Origin of the sequence: Phytopseudomonas flavescens, from assembly GCF_900100535.1 — a bacterium.
Classification (GTDB): domain Bacteria; phylum Pseudomonadota; class Gammaproteobacteria; order Pseudomonadales; family Pseudomonadaceae; genus Aquipseudomonas; species Aquipseudomonas flavescens.
Genome location: NZ_FNDG01000006.1, coordinates 199,854 through 220,051, shown reverse-complemented (window position 1 = coordinate 220,051; position 20,198 = coordinate 199,854). Strand labels below are relative to the sequence as shown.

The following is a 20,198-nucleotide window of genomic DNA, read 5'->3' as shown; positions in this document are numbered from 1 at the left end:
CCCAGGATCACTGCCCATGAAATTCGGTTTTATCGCCCACCCAACCTCCATCGCCCTGCAGCGCCAGGTCAAGATCATCGACCTGCTGGATCGCACCCTCGTCGAACAGGATCGCGGCTATCAGGCGCAACTGTGGCAACCGCGCAACCTGGTGCCGTTCGCCGACTTCGGGCGTATCGTCAGCGCCACCGGCGCCACCTGCGAAGGCATCCTGCATTACCTGCCGCTGACCGCCGAGCAGATGCTCAGCCAGCCGCGCAGCATCGCCGGGCGCGTGCTCGAAGGCGTGCAAAGCCTCAAGGAGCAGGGCGCGCAACTGGTGGGCCTGGGCGGCTTCACCGCGATCGTCGGCAATCGCGGCCTGCAGACCCTGGAGCGCAGCGGCGTGGCGGTGACCACCGGCAACTCGCTGACCGCCTATGCCGCCTACCAGAACGTGCTGGAGGCCATGGCGCGCCTGCAGGTGGCACCGGCCGACAGCGAGGTGGCGGTGGTCGGCTACCCGGGCTCTATCGCCCTGGTGATCGCCAAGCTCCTGGCCCGTGACGGTTGCCGCCTGCGCCTGGTGCACCGCGGCAGCGCCGAGCAGGGCCGCGAGAGCCTGGCCTATCTGCCGCCGGAGACGCATGGCCAGGTGCGCCTGAGCGCGGACATCGGCAGTTGCTACGACGAGGTGCGCTTCTATGTCGCCGCCACCTCCAGCGGCGGGGTCATCGACCCGTACCGGCTGGCCCCGGGCGCGGTGGTGGTGGATGCCGCGCTGCCCCGCGACGTACTGCCGTTGCAGCACGATCGTCAGGATATCCTGATCATCGACGGCGGCCTGGTGTCGGCCAGCGAAGCCCTGCGTTTCGGCACCGAAACCCTGGGCCTGGCACCGAAGAAATTCCTCAACGGCTGCCTGGCGGAAACCCTGGTGCTGGCCCTGGAAGGGCGGGCCGAGGCATTTTCCATCGGCCGCGAGTTGCCCGAGGCGCGGGTGCTGGAGATCGGCCGGATCGCCGAGCGGCACGGTTTCTCGCCGTCGCCCATGGCCTCCTACGGCGAGCGCCTGCGCGAGGAGGACTTCCAGGCGTTGCGCCGCTTCCACCGGAGCAGCGTGGCCGCCACGCCTGTCGATTCGCCGGCGACCCTGCGCGCCGAAGCCCTGCGCTGCTTTGGCCAGCACATCAACCCGGTGCTGCGCGAGTTCTACCAGTTCAACCATATCGAGCGGGTGTTCACCCACGGCAGCGGCTGCTGGCTGACCGACCTGGACGGTGCCCGCTACCTCGATTTCGTCGCCGGCTACGGCTGCCTGAACACCGGGCATAACCATCCCCGGGTCAACCAGGCGTTGCAGGAGTACCTGCAGCGACAGCACCCGACCTTCGTCCAGTACGTGTCGGTGCCGCTGCAAACCAGTCTCCTGGCGCAGCGCCTGAGCGACCTGGCGCCGGGTAACCTGGAGCGAGTGTTCTTCAGCAACTCCGGCACCGAAGCGGTCGAGGCGGCGTTGAAGCTGGCCATGGCCGCGATGCAGCGGCCACGAGTGCTGTATTGCGACAACGGCTACCACGGCAAGACCCTGGGCGCGCTGTCGGTCACTGGCCGCGACAAGCACCGCGATCCGTTCAAGCCGTTGCTGTCGCGCTGCGACTCGATCCCCTTCGGCGACCTCGACGCGCTGGAAGCAGCCTTGCGCCAAGGCGATGTCGGGGCCTTCATCCTGGAGCCGATCCAGGGCGAGGGCGGGGTGATACTGCCGCCGCCGGGTTACCTGAAGCAGGTGCGCGCGCTGTGCGATGCCCATGATTGCCTGATGATTCTTGACGAGATCCAGACCGGCCTCGGCCGTACCGGCAAGCTCTTCGCCTGCGAGTGGGAACAGGTGGTGCCGGACATCATGGTGCTGTCCAAATCCCTGTCCGGCGGCGCCGTGCCCATCGGCGCGACCCTGTCCAGCGCCGCGTTGTGGAACCGCGCCTACGGCAGCATCGACACCTTCGCCCTGCACACCTCGACCTTCGGTGGCGGCAACTTCGCCTCGGCCTCGGCCCTGGCCACCCTGGAGGTGATCGCCGAGCAGGATCTGGCCGGCAACGCCGCCCGGGTCGGCGGCCGACTCAGGGAGGCCCTGCGCGAAGCGGTCAGCGCCTACCCCTTCATCCGCGAGGTGCGTGGCCTCGGGCTGATGATCGCCATCGAGTTCGAATACAGCTTCGACGGCGGTGTCGAGGCCTTCGTCCGCGAGTTCGCCAGCCGCATCCCGGGGAACGCGGCGGGTACTTACCGCATGCTCTCGGGCAAGGCCAAGCGGCACATCGAAGAGGCCATCAGCGAGATCGAGAAGAACTTCGAGGAGATGTTCGTCCTGCGTTTCGTCAGCAAGCTGTCCCGCGAGCACGGGGTGTTGACCTTCGTCACCGCCAACAACAATCGGGTGATGCGCATCCAGCCGCCGCTGGTGCTCAACGACGACGAGGCGCGGCACTTCGTCGAAGCCTTCAGTGCGGTGTGCAAGGACATGTCGACCTTTCTGGCCTGACCCGTTCACTGCTCGGCCAGTCCTTTCGAGGCGGGCCGGCCGAGTGACCGATGAAAGTTTCCGTCGATTCTCGAATGCATACAAAAACCTACCTTGCGCATATGAAAAACCGCGCCGGGCGAATTGCTTAATCGCACTCTCCGGTTGAGAATCGATTGCATTCACGGACGGGTATTAATCATGAAACTTCCAGCACTTGTAGAGCCCCTCGCGCATTTAACCAACGAAGAAATCACCCGTTACAGCCGACACTTATTGATTCCCGATGTGGGCCTCGATGGCCAGCGCCGGCTGAAGAGCAGCAAAGTGCTGGTCATCGGAGCCGGAGGCCTGGGTTCGCCGGCGCTGCTGTACCTGGCCGCTGCCGGTATCGGCACCCTGGGCATCATCGATTTCGACCGGGTGGAAGCCTCCAACCTGCAACGCCAGGTGATCCACCGGATGGCCACGGTCGGCCAGCCCAAGGTCGACAGCGCGGCGGCGGCGATCCGCGACCTCAACCCCCACGTCGAGGTTCAGATCCATGACCAGCGCCTGGAGCCGGAGAGCGCGGTCGAGCTGTTCAGCCGGTACGACCTGATCCTCGACGGCACCGATAACTTCGCCACCCGCTACCTGGTCAACGATGCCTGCGTGCTGGCCAACAAGCCGTACGTGTGGGGGTCTATCTTCCGTTTCGAAGGCCAGGCCTCGGTGTTCTGGGAAAATGCCCCGGGCGGCGTCGGCCTCAACTACCGCGACCTGTACCCCGAGCCGCCGCCACCGGAACTGGCGCCCTCGTGTTCCGAGGGCGGGGTGCTGGGGATTCTCTGCGCCTCCATCGGCGCGATCATGGCCACCGAGGCGATCAAGCTGATCACCGGCGTCGGCGAGAGCCTGCTGGGCCGGCTGGTGGTCTACGACGCCCTGGAGATGAGCTACCGGCAAATGCCCTTGCGGCGCTTGCCGAACCGCAGGCCGATCGAGGCCCTGAGCGACTACCAGGCCTTCTGCGGCCTGGGTGCGGCGGTCGGCGTGCCGCCTTCGGACATCCCCTCGATCAACGCCCGCGAGTTGCATCGCCTGCGCGAAGGCGGTCAGGACGTGTTGCTGATCGATGTGCGCGAGCGTACCGAATGGGACATCGTGCGTATCCAGGGCGCCCACCATCTGCCCAAGGGGCCGGCGCTCGCCGAGTCGATCGAGACCCGCTTCGGCAAGCACGCCAACCTGGTGCTGCACTGCAAATCCGGCGCGCGCTCCAAGGCCGTGCTGCTGGAATTGCAGCGGCGCGGTTTCAGCAACGTGCGCAACCTCGACGGCGGTGTGCTGGCCTGGGTGCGCGATATCGATCCATCGTTGCCGGTCTACTGAGCCGGGAGTGAGGCGCGCAGATGTTGAGTATTCGTGCCGGCCTGCTGGAGGCGATGCTGGCGCAGGCGCGGCGGGATCACCCCCTGGAAACCTGCGGCATCATCGCCGCGCCGTTGGGAGCCAAGACTGCCGAGCGACTGATCGCCATGGACAACGCCTCGCGCTCGCCGACCTTCTTCAGCTTCGACCCCAGGCAGCAATTGCGGGTCTGGCGCGAACTGGACGAGCGTGACGAGGAATGCCGGGTGATCTACCACTCGCACACCGCCAGCGTGGCCTATCCCAGTGCCGACGATGTGCGCCATGCCGGCGATCCGAACGTGCACTACGTGATTGTTTCAACCGTGCCGCACAGCGAGTCGCCCGTGCGCAGTTTCCGAATCATCGATAACAAAGTGACTGAAGAAAGTATTCACATCGTTCGCTGACCCGGGAGGGGGCGAACCTGATCAACCCTCAATCGATTAATAACGGGCTTGATAAGGCTCGGGGAGTTCTGCATGTCGATTTCCGTCATCGTGCCCACTTTGTTGCGCACGTTTACTCAGGATAAAAAGCGCGTCGATGTTCAAGGCCATACGGTTCTGGAGGTCATCGAACACCTGGAACGGGATTACCCTGGGATCAAGGCGCGTCTGATCGGCGACGGCCAGGTACACCGTTTCGTCAACATCTATGTCAATGACGACGACATCCGTTTTGCCGACAACCTGGCCACCGCGCTCAAGCCTGGCGATGCCATCACCATCCTGCCGGCGGTCGCCGGCGGCTGAGGCGCGACGAACGCTCAAGGCCTGCGTGGCGTACCTCACCCGAGGCCGTCGCGCAGTGGCATGCAATCACTCTGGCGTCTGTCTTATGTCTCCACTTCTACAGGGCTGTAGCCTCAGCGGCGGCTTTGCCGCATCGGCGACCGGGTTCGCTGCGCTGGCCGCGTCACTGCGCTACCAAGCGACGGCGCTGGGCCTGGATCCCCACATCGCTTGCACCGATTCGCTGCAGCAGGGGCTGGGCTTCAGCCTGCGCCACCCCGATCTGCAACCGGTGCAGTCATGGGTTCACGCCTGGCCCGATGGCACCTCCCAAGGCTTCAGCGAACACACCTTGCAGGCCGCCTGCGGCCTGATGTCGGTGCACGGCCGGGCCAGTGGCAAGGCCCAGGGCCTGGGCCTGGACTACATCGCCACCCTGAGCGCCAGCCTGGCCTTGCAGGGCGCTTTCGCCGCGGCCCTGGGCCAGGTGCGCGGGGGTGATTGGCGCCAGGTCGAAAGCTCGATGGCCGCCGCCGGGGTGCTGGGCATCGGCCAATACCTGGCCGGCGCCACGGCGGGCGCCGAAGCCGAGCAGCTGCTGCCGGGCGCCACCTGTGCGGAAAACCGTCCGCCTTTCGTCTCGGCCGAGGGCGTGCGCTTTGAACTGGAGACCCTCGACGCCGAACCCTGGCGCCGCTTCTGGGCCGCGGTGGGCATCGACGGCGAACGGGCGGGCCAGGGCTGGAAGGCATTCCTGTTGCGTTATGCCAAGGCCATCGCGCCAATGCCGGCGGCGTTCCGCCAGGCCCTGGCGCGCTTGCCCATGGCGCGCATCCAGGCCCTGTGCGAACTGAGCGGCATGGCGCTGTGCCCCTTGCGCAGCCTGGAGCAGCGCGCCGCCGATGACGACCTGGCGTTGCAGCGCCGCCAGGGCCCATGGGCTTTCAGTGCTGAACGCAATGGCGCGGCGTTGCCGGCGTTGGGCAGAGGGACCCTGCCCTTGAGCGGGCTGACGGTGATCGAATCCTGCCGGCGGATCCAGGGGCCCTTGGCCGGCCACTTGCTGGCCATGCTCGGCGCCGAGGTGGTGCGTATCGAACTGCCGGGTGGCGATCCGCTGCGGGCCATGGCGCCGTGCGTCGACGGGGTGTCGGTGCGTTTCGACGCGCTCAATCGCCTCAAGCAGGTGCGCGAGCTGGACATCAAGTCGGCCGGCGGACGCGAAGAACTCTACGAGCGGGTGCGCGACGCCGCGGTGTTCCTGCACAACTGGGCGCCGGGCAAGGCGGCCGAGCTGGGCCTGGACCGTGCCGACCTGGCGCGGGTCAACCCGCGCCTGGTGTATGCCTATGCCGGTGGCTGGGGCCATGACCGCCCGGGCGAACCCTTGCCGGGCACCGATTTCATGGTTCAGGCCTGGTCGGGGGTGGGCCAGTGCATCGGCCAGGCGTCGGCGACCCCGGGCGGTTCGCTGTTCACCGTGCTCGATGTGCTGGGGGGCGTGGTCGCCGCCCAGGGCGTCACGGCAGCCTTGCTGCGGCGTGCCCTCAGTGGCCAGGCGGTGCGGGTCGACAGCTCGCTGCTGGGGGCCGCCAACCTGCTGTGCGAGCCGCGCCTGCACGAGCAGCCGGCGCCTGGCAGCCGACTCAAAGGGGTGTACCCGACCCTGGACGGGCTGCTGGCGATCGACTGCCAGACCGCGGATCAGCTCGAGCGCCTGGCGCACATCCTCGACTGTGAGCTGGGCGCCGGTTCCGACGGCCAGGACGCGCAACTGCGCCGGGCCCTGGCGGCCCAATCCGCGGCGACCTGGCAACAGGTGCTGAGCGATGCCGCCATCCCGACCTCCGTGGTCATACAAGACCTGTCGCATCTGGCTGCAGACGGGCGATTGAAGACGTGTTTAAGCGTGAATGCCTATACCTCGGTCAACGCTCACTGGAGTTTTCGATGAATAACGCAGGCATTATCGATCTGGTTCCCGCCGATGTACGTCGTGTCTGGGAACGCGACGGCACCTACCCCAACCGCTCGGTGTACCGACTGTTCCGCGAGCACGCCATGCGCGAGCCGCACAAGCCGGCGGTACTCTCGGCCGAAGGTACCCTCAGCTATGGCGAACTGCACGACGCCGCGCTGCGCATGGCAGCCAGCCTGCGCGCCGTGGGCATCGTGGCGGGCGATGTGGTGGCGTACCAGTTGACCAACAGTTGGCGCAGTTGCGCCATCGATCTGGCCGCCGCCGCCCTCGGCGCGGTGGTTGCGCCGTTCCCGCCGGGGCGTGGCAGCCTGGATATCCAGGCCCTGGTGCGGCGCTGCGATGCGCGGGCGGTGATCGTCCCGGCCGAGTATGCCGGGATCGACCTGTGCCAGGTGATCGAGGCCCTGCGCCCGACCCTGCTGTCACTGCGGGTGCTGATCGTCGAAGGCAGCGTTCGCGACGGCTGGCTGAGCCTGGAGTCGATGCTTCAGGCCGAGCCCCTGAGCGACGCACAATTGCCCGAGGTGTGCGCCAACTCGCCGGTGCGCCTGCTGGTGTCTTCCGGCACCGAGTCGGAGCCCAAGCTCGTGGCCTATTCTCACAATGCACTGGTCGGTGGGCGTGGACGCTTCCTGCAGCGCATCCACCCCGAAGGCGCGACCTTCCGTGGTCTGTACCTGGTGCCGCTGGGTTCCTCGTTCGGCTCCACCGCGACCTTTGGCAGTCTGTCCTGGCTGGGCGGCTCGATCGTGCTGCTGGCCCAGTTCGATGTCGGCGCGGCCATCGAGGCCATCGAGCGGTTGCGGCCCACCCATGTGCTCGGGGTGCCGACCATGCTCCAGCGCATCGCCGCCGACGCGCGCCTGGCCGAGGTCGACAAATCCAGCCTGCAGGGGCTGATCTGCGGCGGGGCGCTGATCGACGAGGTAACCGTGCGCCGCTGCGTCGAGGCCTTCGGCTGCGGCTTCATCAGCCTCTACGGCTCGGCGGACGGGGTGAATTGCCACAACACCCTGGACGATGCCCTGGACGTGGTGTTCTACAGCGTCGGCCGACCGAACCCGGCGGTCTGCGCGATCAAGATCTTCGACGAACAGGGCCGCGAACTGCCCCAGGGCAGCATCGGCGAAATCAAGGCGCGCGGGCCGCTGAGCCCGATGCAGTACGTCAACGCCCCGGAACTCGATGCCAGGTACCGCGACGCAGAGGGCTGGGTCAACACCGGCGACCTGGGCTACATCGACGCCGATGGCTACCTGGTTCTGGCCGGGCGCAAGAAGGACATCATCATCCGTGGCGGCGCCAATATCAGCCCGGTGCAGATCGAGAACCTGGCCACCGGCCATCCGGATGTGGTCAGCGTCGCTTGCGTCCCGGTGCCCGACGCGGATCTGGGCCAACGGGTGTGCATCTGCGTGACCCTGCGCGACGGCGCGCCGCGCTTCTCCCTCGCCGAATTGACCGACTACCTGCGCGAGCAGGGGCTGGAGGTCAACAAGCTGCCGGAATACCTGCGTTTCTACCGGCAGTTGCCGCTGACCCCGGCGGGCAAGATCGACAAGAAATCCCTGGCCGCCGAAGTCGCCTTCCTCGAAAGCGGAGCGGGCGTCGCATGTTGAGCGCACAGCCGATCGTCGCCCCCGGAGACGCCGCCGAGCGGGCGCGGCAGGTTCGCCATTTCGTCGACGAGCGCATCCTGCCGTTCGAAGCCGAGCTGGCGGGCGAGCCGCGTCAGGCCGAGCGGCGGATGGCCGAGTTGAGCGCCGCGGCCCGGGCCGCCGGACTGTGGGGCAGTTTCTACCCGCCGGCCCTGGGGGGCCGGCTCGACAGCCTGCGCAGCTACCTGGCGGTGGCCGAGCAGGAGGGTCGCTCGGAATATGCGCCAGCGATCTTCGGCGACGACGCGACCCTGGACCTGCACATGCTCGCCCGGCATGCCAGCGAGGACATCCGCCGGCGCTTTCTGGCCCCCCTGGCGGCGGGTTCTCTGGTGTCCAGCTACGGCATGTCGGAACCCGACAGCATCGGCTCGATCCCGGCGACCCTGAGCAGCCGGGCGCAGTGGGTCGACGGTCATTGGCTGTTGACCGGGCGCAAGTGGTTTATCTGCCGCGCCGCGCGGGCGTCGCTGGTCACGGTCATCGCCCGTACCGCCGAGGGGCCGCTGGAGGGTGCGTTGTCGATGCTGCTGGTGCCCAGCGATGCGCCGGGATTTCGCGTCGAGCGGTCGCTGTCGATCCTTGGGCGGTTTTCCGGCCAGGGCGAACTGGTGTTCGACCGGGTAAGGCTACCGCCCAGCCATGTGCTGGGGCAGGCGGGTCAGGGCCTGGCGCTGATGCAGGAGCGTTTGCGCCTGGGCCGGGTGCTGCGCTCGGTGCATTGGCTGGGGCTGGCCCAGCGCTGCTTCGACATGCTGTGCGCGCGCATCCATTCGCCCCGGGGCCGGCAGGCACGGCTGGGCGACAAGCAACTGGCGCGGCTGCGGGTGTTCCAGGTCTACCAGGCCATCGCCAGCGCCCGCGCGCTGCTGCAGGACGCCGCCGAAAAATACGATGCCGGGATGGCCAACAGCGTCGAGGTCAACATCGCCAAGATCGCCGCATCCCAGGCCTTGAGCCTGGCGGCCGACTCGGCGATCCAGATCATGGGCGCCGAGGGCCTGAGCGAGCTGTCGCCGCTGTCGGGTATCTACCGTACCGCACGCACCACCCACATTCTCGATGGCACCGACGACGCTTTGATCAGCGCCGTGGGCCGGCAACTTCTGGATAACTGCGGCGATGCCGGGCTGGACTTCGACCAGCCTTCGCAGCCCGCGAGGGCGTCACGATGACCGAGGACGGCAAGGCGCAGGGCCTGTGGTTGCGGCTGGTGCTGACGGCGGCGATGGCCTTGCCGATGCTGATCTTCTACGCCGTCGGCACCCTGGGGCCGTTGATGGTCGCCGACCTGGACGTACCGCCCCATTGGCTGGGCTGGCTGATCATGAGCGCCTTCGGTCTGGCCGCGCTGCTGTCGCTGTGGGCCGGGCCGCTGGTCAACCGGTTGGGCACCCGGCGCGCCACGGCCTGGCTGTTCTGGGCCACGGTCGCGGCCTATGGTTTGCTGGCGAGCCTGCCGGGGTTCGCCGGGGTGGTGCTGGCGCTGGCGGTCTGCGGCATCGCCCAGGCCCTGGCCAATCCCGTGACCAACCTGCTGATCGCCGAGCGCGTCGCACCGTCAGACAAGGCCTCGGTGGTCGGCCTGAAGCAATCCGGGGTGCAGGTCTCGGCGCTGTTCGCCGGTTTGCTGCTGCCTGGCCTGGCCTCTGGGCTCGGGTGGCGCGGGGCCTTGGCCACCTTGCTGGTACCGGCGCTGCTGCTGGCCCTGCTGGGGCCGCGCGTGGCCCCACGCACGCACCAGGTCAAGCCCGTGAGCCTGGCCGTGAGCCGACCCAATGGACGCCTGGCGTTGCTGATGGGCGTGCAGTTGTGCGTGGGTATTGTGTTGTCGTCGTTCGTGACCTTTCTCGGACTGTTCGCCGCCCGGCAGGGCATGACCCCGGGGCTGATCGGTGGCCTGATCGCCGGCTTCGGCGTGATGGGCATCGTCGCCCGGATCTGCCTGACCCCATTGGGAGCACGCATGGCCGATGAGTCCTGGCTGCTGCTGGGGCTGTTGCTGCTGTCGGGGCTGGCGTTGTGGCTGACATCCATGGCCACCACGGACAGCCGCTGGCTCCTCTGGGCGGGGGCGCTGGGCATGGGCCTGACGGCGGTGGCCACCAATGCCATCGCCATGAGCATGGTGCTGCGCGACCCCGGGTTCGGTCACCCGGCTCCGGCGGCGGGCTTGCTTTCGGTGGGGTTCTTCGCCGGCTTTGCCCTCGGCCCGGTGTTGTTCGGACACTTGCTGCGCGGCACCTGGGGATTCGCCGAGGCCTGGCTGGCGCTGATCGGCGTGTTGCTGCTCGGCTGCGGGCTGAGCCTGCTGTTGCTGCGCGCGCGGCAACGCCATCGGTGCATCGTCCTTGGCGGCCAAGCCAACCCCGGAGGCGGTTGATGACCACCCCGAGCCACGCCCAGGCGCCGCTGCAAGCGCTCGAAGCCGAGCGCGCCATCGACCAGATGCTGGCGCGCCTGGATCTGATCCAGGCGGCCTGCGGTGAGGCATTCCCGCTGTATTGCCGAGGCGTCGGGCAACCCTGGAAAGCCTCATGCGGGGGCTCCTGGCTCGGTGGCTTCTGGGCGGGCCTATGGTGGTTGCGAGCCTATGGCCAGGGCGACCGGCAAGACCAGCAGCAGGCCGAGCGGATTGCGCGGCGCCTGGCCGACAAGCTCGACGACGACACCCATCACCGCAGCCTGATCTTCTGGTACGGCGCCGGGCTCGGCGCGCGCCTGCTGGACAACCAGCCGTCCGCCGCACTGGCGCGCCAGGCCCGCCAGCGTCTGGCCCTCGCCTTCGACCCGCTGCTGGGGGCCATCCCCCTCGGGCGCGACATGGGCGGCGGCGAGCACGGCGCTCGATGCCTGAGTATCGACCCGCTGGCCGCGACCCTGCGCTTGTTTGCCCTCGACGCCGAACCGCACCTGCTGAACCTGGGGCGTCAGCAACTGCAGGGCTCGCTGCACGCCTGCGCCGGAGCGGATGGCGCCTGGAGCAGCCACGCGCGTTTCGTCCAGGGTCGATGGCAGCCCGGCGATGCGCCCGGCAACTGGTCCCGGGGCCAGGCCTGGGCCATGCTCGGCCTGGAGGTGGGCGCGGCACTGTATGGCGAGCCGTACGGCGCCTGTGCCGAACGCGCCGCCGACTACTGGCTGCTCAGCCGGGCCCATGCCGGGCCGCTCAATCGACTCGACCAACCCCACGCAGCGGATGACCCCTGCGCGGCGGCCATGGCCAGCCTGGCGTTGCTCGGCAGGTCGGTCACCGCAGCCAACGGCGGTGCCTTACGCATGCAGGCCGGCGCACAATTGGCGGCGATCATCCGCGGTGGCGACTTTCACGACGGTTGCTTTGTCGGCCACTGCTACCGCACGGCGGCCACCGTGGAGCAGAAGGTCGAAACAGCCTGTGGCAGTTTCTTTCTGCTGGCGGCGCTGCTGGCCTGGTCCGGGAAGATCGATCCGGCTTGGCTCTAGAACCGCGTAAACATCACGACGCCCGGGGGCCTACCCTACCCCGGCGACCGTTTAGCCAATTCGCCGGGCAGAGCGGCGAACCAGCAGAATCACCGGCAACAGCCCCACCAGCACCAGGGTCAGCGCCGGTAATGCAGCCCGAGCCCACTCCCCTTCACTGGTCATTTCGAAGATGCGCACCGCCAGGGTGTCCCAGCCGAACGGCCGCATCAGCAGCGTGGCAGGCATTTCCTTGAGGACGTCGACGAACACCAGCAACCCGGCGGACAGTACGCCGGGCATCAGCAACGGCAGATAGACCCGCAGGAACAGCGGCACACCGCCGACCCCCAGGCTGCGCGATGCCTGAGGCAGCGAAGGACGGATGCGCGCGAGGCTGTTTTCCAATGGTCCGTAGGCCACTGCCAGAAAGCGGATCAGGTAAGCCAGCAGCAGCGCGCCAAGGCTACCGAGCAGCAGGGCCTTGCCGGCACCACCCAGCCAGACCGACAGGGGAATGACCACCCCGTTGTCCAGGGTGCTGAAGGCCAGCATGATCGCCACGGCCAGCATCGAACCGGGTAGCGCATAGCCGAGGTTGGCCAGACCGACGGTGGCCCCCATCAGCCGCGTGGGGGCCAGACGCCGGGCAAACGCCAGCAGCAACGCCACGGACACGGTGATCAACGCTGCCGCAGCGCCCAGGTACAGGGTGTGCTGGATCAGCGCCAGGTAGCGCTCATCCAGATCGAAGCGCCCGCGCTGCCAGAACCACACCAGCAGTTGCAGCACCGGGATGACGAACGCACAGGCGAACACCAGCAGGCACCAGCCACTGGCCGCGAACGCACGTAGCCCGCTGAGGCGGTACAGCGCCCCGCTCCGCGCCCGCTCGACGGCAGGCCGCACGGGTCCACGGGCCCGACGCTCGCCATAGAGCACCAGCATCACCGCGAACAACAGCAGGCAAGCCAGCTGCGCGGCGCTACCCAGGCTGTAGAAGCCATACCAGGTCTTGTAGATGGCCGTGGTGAAGGTATCGAAATTGAAGACCGACACGGCGCCGAAGTCGGCCAGGGTTTCCATCAGCGCCAGCGCCAGCCCGGCGCCGATGGCGGGCCGCGCCATCGGCAGGGCGACCCGCCAGAAGGCCTGCCAGGGCGAATGACCGAGGGTACGGGCGGCTTCCATCAGCCCCCTGCCCTGGGCCAGGAACGCGTTGCGAGCAAGCAAGTAGACGTAGGGGTAGAACACCAGCACCAGAACGATGATCACCCCGCCAGTGGAACGCACCCGCGGAAACCGTATGCCCGTGCCGAACCACTCGCGCAGCAAGGTCTGTACCGGGCCGGAGAAATCCAGCAGACCGACGAACACGAAGGCCAGCACGTAAGCGGGGATGGCGAATGGCAGCATCAGCGCCCAATCGAGCCAGCGCCGCCCGGGAAACTCGCACAGACTGGTCAGCCAGGCCAGGCTCACGCCCAGCAGGGTCACGCCAACGCCTACGCCAAGCACCAGGATCAGGGTGTTGCCGATCAGCCGTGGCAGTTGCGTCTGCCACAGGTGCGACCAGATCTGCCGATCCACCTCGTGCCAGCTGACCAGTAGAACCAGCAGGGGCAGGAGCACCAACAGGGCCACGGCAAAGGCGATGGGGTACCAGCGACGCTGGGCAGGATGAGCCACGCAAACTCCTGGAAAACGCAAAGCAAGACGCCCCGTACAGGCCGGGGCGTCGAATTACGGATGCCTGAGGAGCGGGTCGACGGCTCGCTCAGGCACAGCGGTCAGTGATCAGTTCCAGCCAGCGCGGTCCATCAGGCGGATGGCTTCGGCCTGGCGCTTGCCTGCCACTTCCACGGCAATGCTGTCGGCCTTGAACTCGCCCCAGGAGGCGACTTCCGCGGATGGCTTGACCGCTGGATTGGCCGGAAACTCCTTGTTGGCGTCGGCGAAGATGTTCTGCGCCTCGGCACTGGTCATCCACTCGACCAGCTTTTGAGCGGCCTCAGGGTTCGGCGCATTCTGGGTCAGGCCGACACCGGACAGGTTGACGTGCACACCGCGGTCCTGCTGATTCGGCCAGAACAGCTTGGCCTTGAGATCAGGCTTCTGCTCGTGCAGGCGACCGAAGTAGTAGGTATTGACGATGCCAACATCGCACTGGCCAGCGGCGACGGCATTGATCACCGAGTTGTCATCGGGAAACACGTCGGTGGCCAGGTTGTTGATCCAACCCTTGACGATCTCTTCGGTCTTGGCCTCGCCGTGGGTCTCGATCAGCGTGGCGGTGAGCGACTGGTTGTAGACCTTCTTGCTGGTGCGCAGGCACAGGCGGCCTTCCCAGTTCTTGTCGGCCAGCGCTTCGTAGGTGGTCAACTCGCCGTCCTTGACGCGTTCGGGCGAGAACACGATGGTCCGTGCGCGCAACGACAGGCCAGTCCACGCGCCACTGGCGGCACGATACTGAGCGGGAATGTTGGCGTCGACGACGCTGGATTTCATGGGCTGCAGAATGCCCATCTGTTCGGCCTGCCAGAGGTTGCCGGCATCCACGGTGAGCAGCAGATCCGCCGGCGTGTTCTCGCCTTCGGCCTTGATGCGCGCCATCAGCGGCGCTTCCTTGTCGGTGATGAACTTCACCGCGACCCCGGTCTTGGCGGTGTAGGCATCGAACACCGGCTTGATCAGCTCATCGATACGCGAGGAGTAGACGACCACTTCATCGGCCGCCTGCACAGCGCTGGCAAGCGTACTGAGGGTGAAAACAGCGAGAAGCGCACGACGTAGCGACATGGCGACGACCTTATGGGAGCTGAAAGAGCGGTGATGATAGTGACTCTCATCTACACCGCACACTGCCAGGTCATTGCCGGATATTACCGCCATCGCCGAACGCTGAGTGCCCACGTCACCGTGAGCACCCGATACCGCATCAGTAGTTGTATTGCAGGCTGGTCATGACATTGCGCGGTGCGCCATACAAGCCTGCTGCCGTGGTGGTGAGGTACTCCTTGTCGAACAGGTTGTTGAGGTTCACCGATGCCGACAGCGCCGGCGTGAGCTGGTACTTCGCCATGAGGTTGACCAGCGCGTAGCTGCTCTGCGTGGTCGCATAGCTGAGGTCATAACCACTCTCGCTCTGCCAGTTCACGCCCCCACCGACGGTGAGCTTGTCCAGGGCGCCCGGCAGCCGATAACTGGTGAACAGCTTGACGCTGTTGCGCGGGATCTCGGTGACGATCCGCTTGTCGTCGTCATTGAAACTGACGCTGTAGGAGTAGCCCCCCGTGAGCTGCCAACCGTCGGCGAGCTCACCATTGACCTCCAGTTCCACACCCTCGCTGGTCGTACCGTTTTCCGCCTTGTAGGCCTGGAATCCACTGGGCTGCAGCAGGCTGCCGTTGGCCACCGCGAGGTTGTCCTGCTCGACGCGGAACACCGCCAGGCTGCCGTTGAGGCGGCCGTCGTAGAAGTCGGCCTTCAGCCCGAGCTCGTAGCCGGTGCCTTCCTGAGGATCCAGAGGCGTGCCGTTGACGTCGCGGATGTTGGCGTTCTGCGGGTTGAAGATCTGCGTGTAGCTGGCGTAGGCCGTCCAGGTGTCATCGAGGTCGTAGACGAAGCCCGCGTAGGGAATGACGATGCCGGTTTCGGTACGCTCCGTCTTGCTGGTGGCGCCACCATACAAGCGGCTTTTGCTCTCGCGATTCCAGTCCACCACACGCGCGCCGAGGATCAGGCTGGCTGCATCGGTCAGGTGCCAGCGCGACGTCAGGTAGGCGGCATACTGGGTTTCGGTCAGATCGCTCTCGCCGATCTTGTTGAACACCGGTTTCGGCGCCTGGCCGTTCCAGCCGTAGATGTTGTCGATGCTGCCGGCATAACTGGAGCCCGGGCGCTGCCAGCCCCCGTAATTGGAGGTTCCCCGCTCCTCGAGACGCGACAGGGTCACCCCGCCGATAAGCTCGTGCTCGCGCCCCAGCAACGGGAAGAAGCCGGTCAGATAGGCGTCGAGATTGTCCTGCTCGGGCGTCGCCTGCCAGCGGGTCGGCATGATGTAGGCACCCGAGCCAGTAGCCGGATCGATCAGGCCATCCATGTAGCTGACCACGGTGTCGTAATCGTTGCGCGCGTGGCTGTACTCCAGCTTGCCGCTCCAGCCATTGGCGAACTGCTGCTCGACGGAGGTGAACAGTGTGCTCTGCTGGCGATCGTAGTACGTCCAGTCAGGCGAGCTGTTGAACGAGCGCTTGATGTCGGTTCTTCCGCCGTCGGTCGTGAACAATGGAAAGCCGGTGCGCATCGGCGCGTTGCTGTTGGTCGCCTGATGGCTGAAACCCAGGGTCAGCAGGGTGGATTCGCTCAGATCCAGCTCGGTGATACCGTAGACGGTGCTCACCTCCTGGCTGAAGCGATCAATCCAGGCGTGCTGATCCTTGTGATCGACGACGAAGCGCCCGCGCACGTTGCCGCTCTCGGTCAACGCACCGCCGACATCCACCCCCAGGCCGTAACGGTCCCAGCTACCGGCTTCGGCCGACAGCTGCACCTGAGGTTCGATGCCCGGGCGCTTGCGGATCAGGTTGATGGTCGCGGAAGGATTGCCCAGGCCGCTGACCAGGCCCGTGGCACCACGCACCACCTCCACGCGGTCGTACATGGCGGTGTTCTGGGTGTAGTTGTCCATGCCTGCCGAGGTCGGTACGCCGTCGATGGCGAAGTTGCGAATGGCGAAACCGCGCGACAGATAGGTGGTGCTGTCGGCCCCCAGGCTTTCGCGAATCACGGTGATGCCGGCAGTGGCATCCAGGGCATCGGTCAGGCTGTCGAGGTTCTGGTCATCCATACGCTGGCGGGTCAGCACGGTGACCGATTGCGGCGTCTCCTTGAGTGACAGGTTCAGGCGCGTCGAGCTGCTGGACGATTCCGTGGTGTAGGAGCCCGTGCCCTCGGTGGTCGAGCCCGGCGCCTTGCCGGAAATGCTCAACGCAGAGAGCTCAAGTCCTTGGCCCCGACTGGCAGGTACCAGCACATAACTGCCGTTGCCCTGGCGCTGAGCCTGCAAACCGCTGCCCTGCAACAGACGCGCGAGTCCTTCGTCGACACCGTAGTCGCCCTGCAGGCCCGGCGAGTCCAGCCCTTCGGTCTGCACGGCAGCGAATGAAAGCGTCACCCCGGCTACGGTCGCGAACTGGCTCAACGCGGTACCCAGAGAGCCAGGGGCGATACGGTAGCTCTGAACCGCCGCCTCCTGCGCCAGGGCTTGGCCCGGCAAGGCGCAGAGCAGGGGTATCGGCGCACCGGCCAGACCGAACAGGGCCAGGTGAACGGCACGGGCCATCGGTTTGGCTGGCGAGAGAAAGCGGGGCATGGTCATTTCCTTGTCATGGGCTGGGCAGATCCGCGGCGATGCAAAACCGCTTCATGTGCTTGGCCGAATGAGAATGAAAATCGGCAACCCCGGATGGCTGTTTTTTTGCAGGCCCGATCAGGCAGGCTCGATTCGCGCCCAGTAACGAGTCAGGTAACGCACTCGAATCGGCAGCGAGGCGCCCAGGTTTTCTAGAATGATGTCCGTGTCGTCGATCCGGAAGGCGCCAGACAGGCGCAGGTCTGCCACCGCGTCGGCACAGTTGAGATAGCCGGGACGGTAGCGCCCAAGTTCGGCGACGAAGGCGTCCAGGCGCCAGTCGATCACCGTCAGCATGCCCTGTGCCCAGGCACCTGCTCCCGGCGGCAATGCGCTGGGCGCGCCGACCGCAGCGGCCTCCACATCGACTCGCTGATTGGCGCCGATATGCACTGCCCGACCAGGTTGCCGGGCCGCACGCACTTCGACCTCATCTTCCAGCACCGCAACCTGAGTGCTGTCGCCCTCGCAGCGCACGCTGAAACAGGTACCCAACGCCCGTACACTGCCCTGCGCGGTATGCACCACGAAAGGCCGTCCGGCCGGATCGGTAGCGGTACGCACGAGTATCTCGCCGCGATGCAACTGCAGTTGTCGCAGGCTGGCGTCGAAACGGATATCCACCGCCGTCGCGGTATTCAGATCCAGCACGCTGCCATCGCTCAGTTGCAGGTGACGACGCTCACCGGTGGCCGTGCGCTGATCGGCAAGCCAGTCCTGAGTCGGCGCCAGGTCGGAGGACGCCCAGCCTGCCGCCCCGGAGGCGAGCAGCAGCCCCAGGGTCTTCAGCACCGCCCGGCGCCGCGCCCGCACACCGTCCAGGGCGGGCAGCGCGACATCCGCAGGCAGGCCGCCGAGCTGATGCTGCAAGCGCTCTACCCGTGCCCAGGCCTGGCGGTGCCCGGGGTGCTGCGCCAGCCACTCGCGATGCGCCAGACGCTCGGCCTCGCTCGGCGGCGTGGCGTTGAGCTGCACGTACCAGGTGGCGGCCGCTTCCAGGGTCTGGCGATCCATGGCTCAGTCTTCCATCAGCAACAGACAGTGGGTCATGGCGCGGATCATGTGCTTCTTCACCGTGGTCACCGACACGCCGAGACGCTCGCCGGTAGCCACATAGCTGAGCCCTTCCAGCTGCACCGCCAGGAAAACGCGCCGCGTGCGCTCACCAAGACCGTCGAGCATCGCATCGACCGCAGTGAGGGTTTCGAGGATCAGCAGACGGGTCTCCGGCGAGATGTCCACGGGCTCGGGACGCAGCGCCAGTACATCGAGATAGGCCTGCTCGACGGCCTGGCGGCGAAACTTGTCGATCATCAGCGCGCGGGCGATGGCGCTCAGGTAGGTACGCGGCTCGCGGATGGCCTGCACGTCGCGGGCGCTGAGCACCCGCACAAAGGTGTCCTGAGCCAGGTCGGCCGCATCGCTGGTATTGCCCAGGCGTGCCCGCAGCCAGCCCTTGAGCCAGCCGTTGTGTTCGCGGTAGAGAAGATGCAACGCGGAATGATCCGGGCCGGACATGGCAGCACCAGGGCTAGAGATGATAATGCATCGCATTGTCTTGCAAGCCTTCCGCCGGATGCAAGCCGGGCATGCCGATCAGCCGCAAGTAATCGGCGTAACCGCCCGAACAACGGCAGCTCTGCGGCGGTACAAGCAATCCCATGATCGATTTTTCTGTTGAAGCGACGGCGGGACGACGGCGATGCCCAGGCGAAGCGATCATTCGTAGGGTGGACCGGGGCGCGTAGCCGACGCTTCGCCTAAGCGGCCCGATCCGCCGACCGCTCCAGAATTGCAAGAGTGGGCAAAAAGAGCGTTGTCCACCCTACGCACCGTGGTGCCATTCAGGCCCTGGCGAGGTCCGGCAGATCGCCGCTCAGACCCAGTGCCTGGCGCACGAACAGCGCCTTGGCCTCGTCCAGGCCATCGACCAGCCCGAGGCCGGTATTTCGCAGCCAGCGCAGAGCCAGGGCGTCGCTCTGGAACAGGCGCTGGAAGCCTTCCATTGCCGCCATCATCGCCAGGTTGTGCGGCATGCGCCGGCGCTCGTAGCGACTCAGCACGCGCACCTCGGCAAGCCGCTCACCACGCCCGGCTGCCTGCGCCAGTACCTCGGCGAGCACCGCGGCGTCGAGAAAGCCGAGGTTGACGCCCTGGCCGGCCAGCGGATGGATGGTGTGGGCGGCATCGCCGATCAGCGCCAGGCCGGGTTCGACATAGCGCTTGGCGTGGCGCTGGCGCAGCGGAATGCACAGGCGTCGATCCACCTGCAGTACCTGGCCCAGGCGATATTCGAACGCCTGCCCCAGGGCCGTGGAAAACTCATCGTCAGCCAGCGCCATCAAGTGGGTCGCCTGCTCCGGCGTGGTCGACCAGACGATCGAACACCAGTGCCCACCGTCACGCTCGCCCAGCGGCAGGAAGGCCAGCGGGCCGTCGTCGGTGAAGCGCTGCCAGGCGGTGGCCTGATGCGCATCGGCACAACGCACGCTGGTGACGATGGCGTGGTGCAGGTAATCCCACTCGCGGGTTTCACAACCCGCCAGACGACGTACCGCCGAGTTGGCGCCATCCGCCGCGACCACCAGCGGGGTGCGCAATTCGCGGCCGTCGGCCAGGGTCAGCAGCCAGTCATCACCGGAGTGGCGCAGGCGCTCCAGCCGCGCGTCGGCGAGCAGACAGACATCGCTGGCGTGCAGGCGCTCGACCAGAGCGTCCTGCACCACGCGATTCTCGACGATATGGCCGAGCCTATTGGCATGCACGCTGGCCGCACTGAAATGGATGCTGCCGGTGCCGCTGCCATCCCACACGCGCATTTCGCGGTACGGGCAACTGCGCCGCGCCAGCACGCCGGGCCAGGCACCGAGGCGCTCGAGGATGCGCTGGCTGGCCATCGACAGCGCGCTGACCCGTGGCTCGTAGGCCGTGTTAGCGTCGAACGGCTCGACCTGCAGGGGCCCGCCATCCAGTACCAGGCAATCCAGTCCCTGCTCGCGCAGGGCCAGCGCCAGGGCGCTGCCGACCATTCCGGCACCGACGATGATCATATCTGCACGCATGTCGTCCA

At 66.7% G+C, this 20,198-nt stretch carries 15 protein-coding genes; 9 read left to right on the top strand and 6 right to left on the bottom strand.

Annotated features, from left to right (window positions below; all coding sequences use genetic code 11):
• The first annotated feature begins 16 nt into the window (after positions 1 to 16).
• From pigE to BLR94_RS10250, 9 genes are all read left to right on the top strand, one after another.
• Entirely contained in the window at positions 17 to 2,527 is a 2,511-nt protein-coding gene (pigE, locus tag BLR94_RS10290; RefSeq protein ID WP_084304541.1) for a prodigiosin MAP biosynthesis aminotransferase PigE, read from the top strand.
• A 180-nt stretch (positions 2,528 to 2,707) separates the two neighbouring features.
• Positions 2,708 to 3,880 carry a molybdopterin-synthase adenylyltransferase MoeB gene (gene moeB / locus BLR94_RS10285; RefSeq protein WP_084304542.1) on the top strand — a complete coding sequence of 391 codons (1,173 nt, stop codon included), beginning with the start codon at positions 2,708 to 2,710 and terminating at the stop codon, positions 3,878 to 3,880.
• A gap of 20 nt (positions 3,881 to 3,900) precedes the next feature.
• Positions 3,901 to 4,308 carry a M67 family metallopeptidase gene (locus BLR94_RS10280; protein WP_084304543.1) on the top strand — a complete coding sequence of 136 codons (408 nt, stop codon included), beginning with the start codon at positions 3,901 to 3,903 and terminating at the stop codon, positions 4,306 to 4,308.
• Positions 4,309 to 4,380: 72 nt separating this feature from the next.
• Positions 4,381 to 4,653 carry a MoaD family protein gene (locus BLR94_RS10275; protein WP_084304544.1) on the top strand — a complete coding sequence of 91 codons (273 nt, stop codon included), beginning with the start codon at positions 4,381 to 4,383 and terminating at the stop codon, positions 4,651 to 4,653.
• An 85-nt stretch (positions 4,654 to 4,738) separates the two neighbouring features.
• On the top strand, positions 4,739 to 6,586 hold the full coding sequence (locus BLR94_RS10270; RefSeq protein WP_084304545.1) for a CoA transferase: 1,848 nt from the start codon (positions 4,739 to 4,741) through the stop codon (positions 6,584 to 6,586).
• Positions 6,583 to 8,232 carry an AMP-binding protein gene (locus BLR94_RS10265; protein ID WP_084304546.1) on the top strand — a complete coding sequence of 550 codons (1,650 nt, stop codon included), beginning with the start codon at positions 6,583 to 6,585 and terminating at the stop codon, positions 8,230 to 8,232. Before BLR94_RS10270 ends, BLR94_RS10265 begins: the two co-directional genes overlap by 4 nt.
• A complete protein-coding gene (locus BLR94_RS10260) occupies positions 8,226 to 9,446 on the top strand; it encodes an acyl-CoA dehydrogenase family protein (protein ID WP_084304547.1) in 1,221 nt (406 codons plus the stop codon). Before BLR94_RS10265 ends, BLR94_RS10260 begins: the two co-directional genes overlap by 7 nt.
• Entirely contained in the window at positions 9,443 to 10,654 is a 1,212-nt protein-coding gene (locus BLR94_RS10255) for an MFS transporter (RefSeq protein WP_084304548.1), read from the top strand. Before BLR94_RS10260 ends, BLR94_RS10255 begins: the two co-directional genes overlap by 4 nt.
• Complete coding sequence (locus BLR94_RS10250; RefSeq protein WP_084304549.1) at positions 10,654 to 11,736, top strand: glucuronyl hydrolase; 1,083 nt, start codon at positions 10,654 to 10,656, stop codon at positions 11,734 to 11,736. The genes BLR94_RS10255 and BLR94_RS10250 overlap by 1 nt, the downstream gene beginning before the upstream one ends.
• A 51-nt stretch (positions 11,737 to 11,787) precedes the next feature.
• On the opposite strand, the gene BLR94_RS10245 is transcribed toward BLR94_RS10250, so the two are convergent.
• From BLR94_RS10245 to BLR94_RS10220, 6 genes are all read right to left on the bottom strand, one after another.
• The gene (locus tag BLR94_RS10245; protein ID WP_084304550.1) at positions 11,788 to 13,404 is read right to left on the bottom strand and encodes an ABC transporter permease; all 1,617 of its coding nucleotides are present in this window, start codon (positions 13,402 to 13,404) and stop codon (positions 11,788 to 11,790) included.
• A 108-nt stretch (positions 13,405 to 13,512) separates the two neighbouring features.
• On the bottom strand, positions 13,513 to 14,514 hold the full coding sequence (locus BLR94_RS10240) for an extracellular solute-binding protein (protein ID WP_084304551.1): 1,002 nt from the start codon (positions 14,512 to 14,514) through the stop codon (positions 13,513 to 13,515).
• Between the two features lie 139 nt (positions 14,515 to 14,653).
• The gene (locus BLR94_RS10235) at positions 14,654 to 17,089 is read right to left on the bottom strand and encodes a TonB-dependent siderophore receptor (RefSeq protein ID WP_084304552.1); all 2,436 of its coding nucleotides are present in this window, start codon (positions 17,087 to 17,089) and stop codon (positions 14,654 to 14,656) included.
• Between the two features lie 117 nt (positions 17,090 to 17,206).
• Positions 17,207 to 18,142, bottom strand: coding sequence for a FecR domain-containing protein (locus BLR94_RS10230; RefSeq protein ID WP_084304553.1), 936 nt, complete (start codon positions 18,140 to 18,142; stop codon positions 17,207 to 17,209).
• A 3-nt stretch (positions 18,143 to 18,145) separates the two neighbouring features.
• The gene (locus BLR94_RS10225; protein WP_084304554.1) at positions 18,146 to 18,646 is read right to left on the bottom strand and encodes a sigma-70 family RNA polymerase sigma factor; all 501 of its coding nucleotides are present in this window, start codon (positions 18,644 to 18,646) and stop codon (positions 18,146 to 18,148) included.
• A 326-nt stretch (positions 18,647 to 18,972) separates the two neighbouring features.
• The gene (locus BLR94_RS10220; protein WP_084304555.1) at positions 18,973 to 20,190 is read right to left on the bottom strand and encodes a 2-octaprenyl-3-methyl-6-methoxy-1,4-benzoquinol hydroxylase; all 1,218 of its coding nucleotides are present in this window, start codon (positions 20,188 to 20,190) and stop codon (positions 18,973 to 18,975) included.
• Positions 20,191 to 20,198 lie beyond the last annotated feature (8 nt).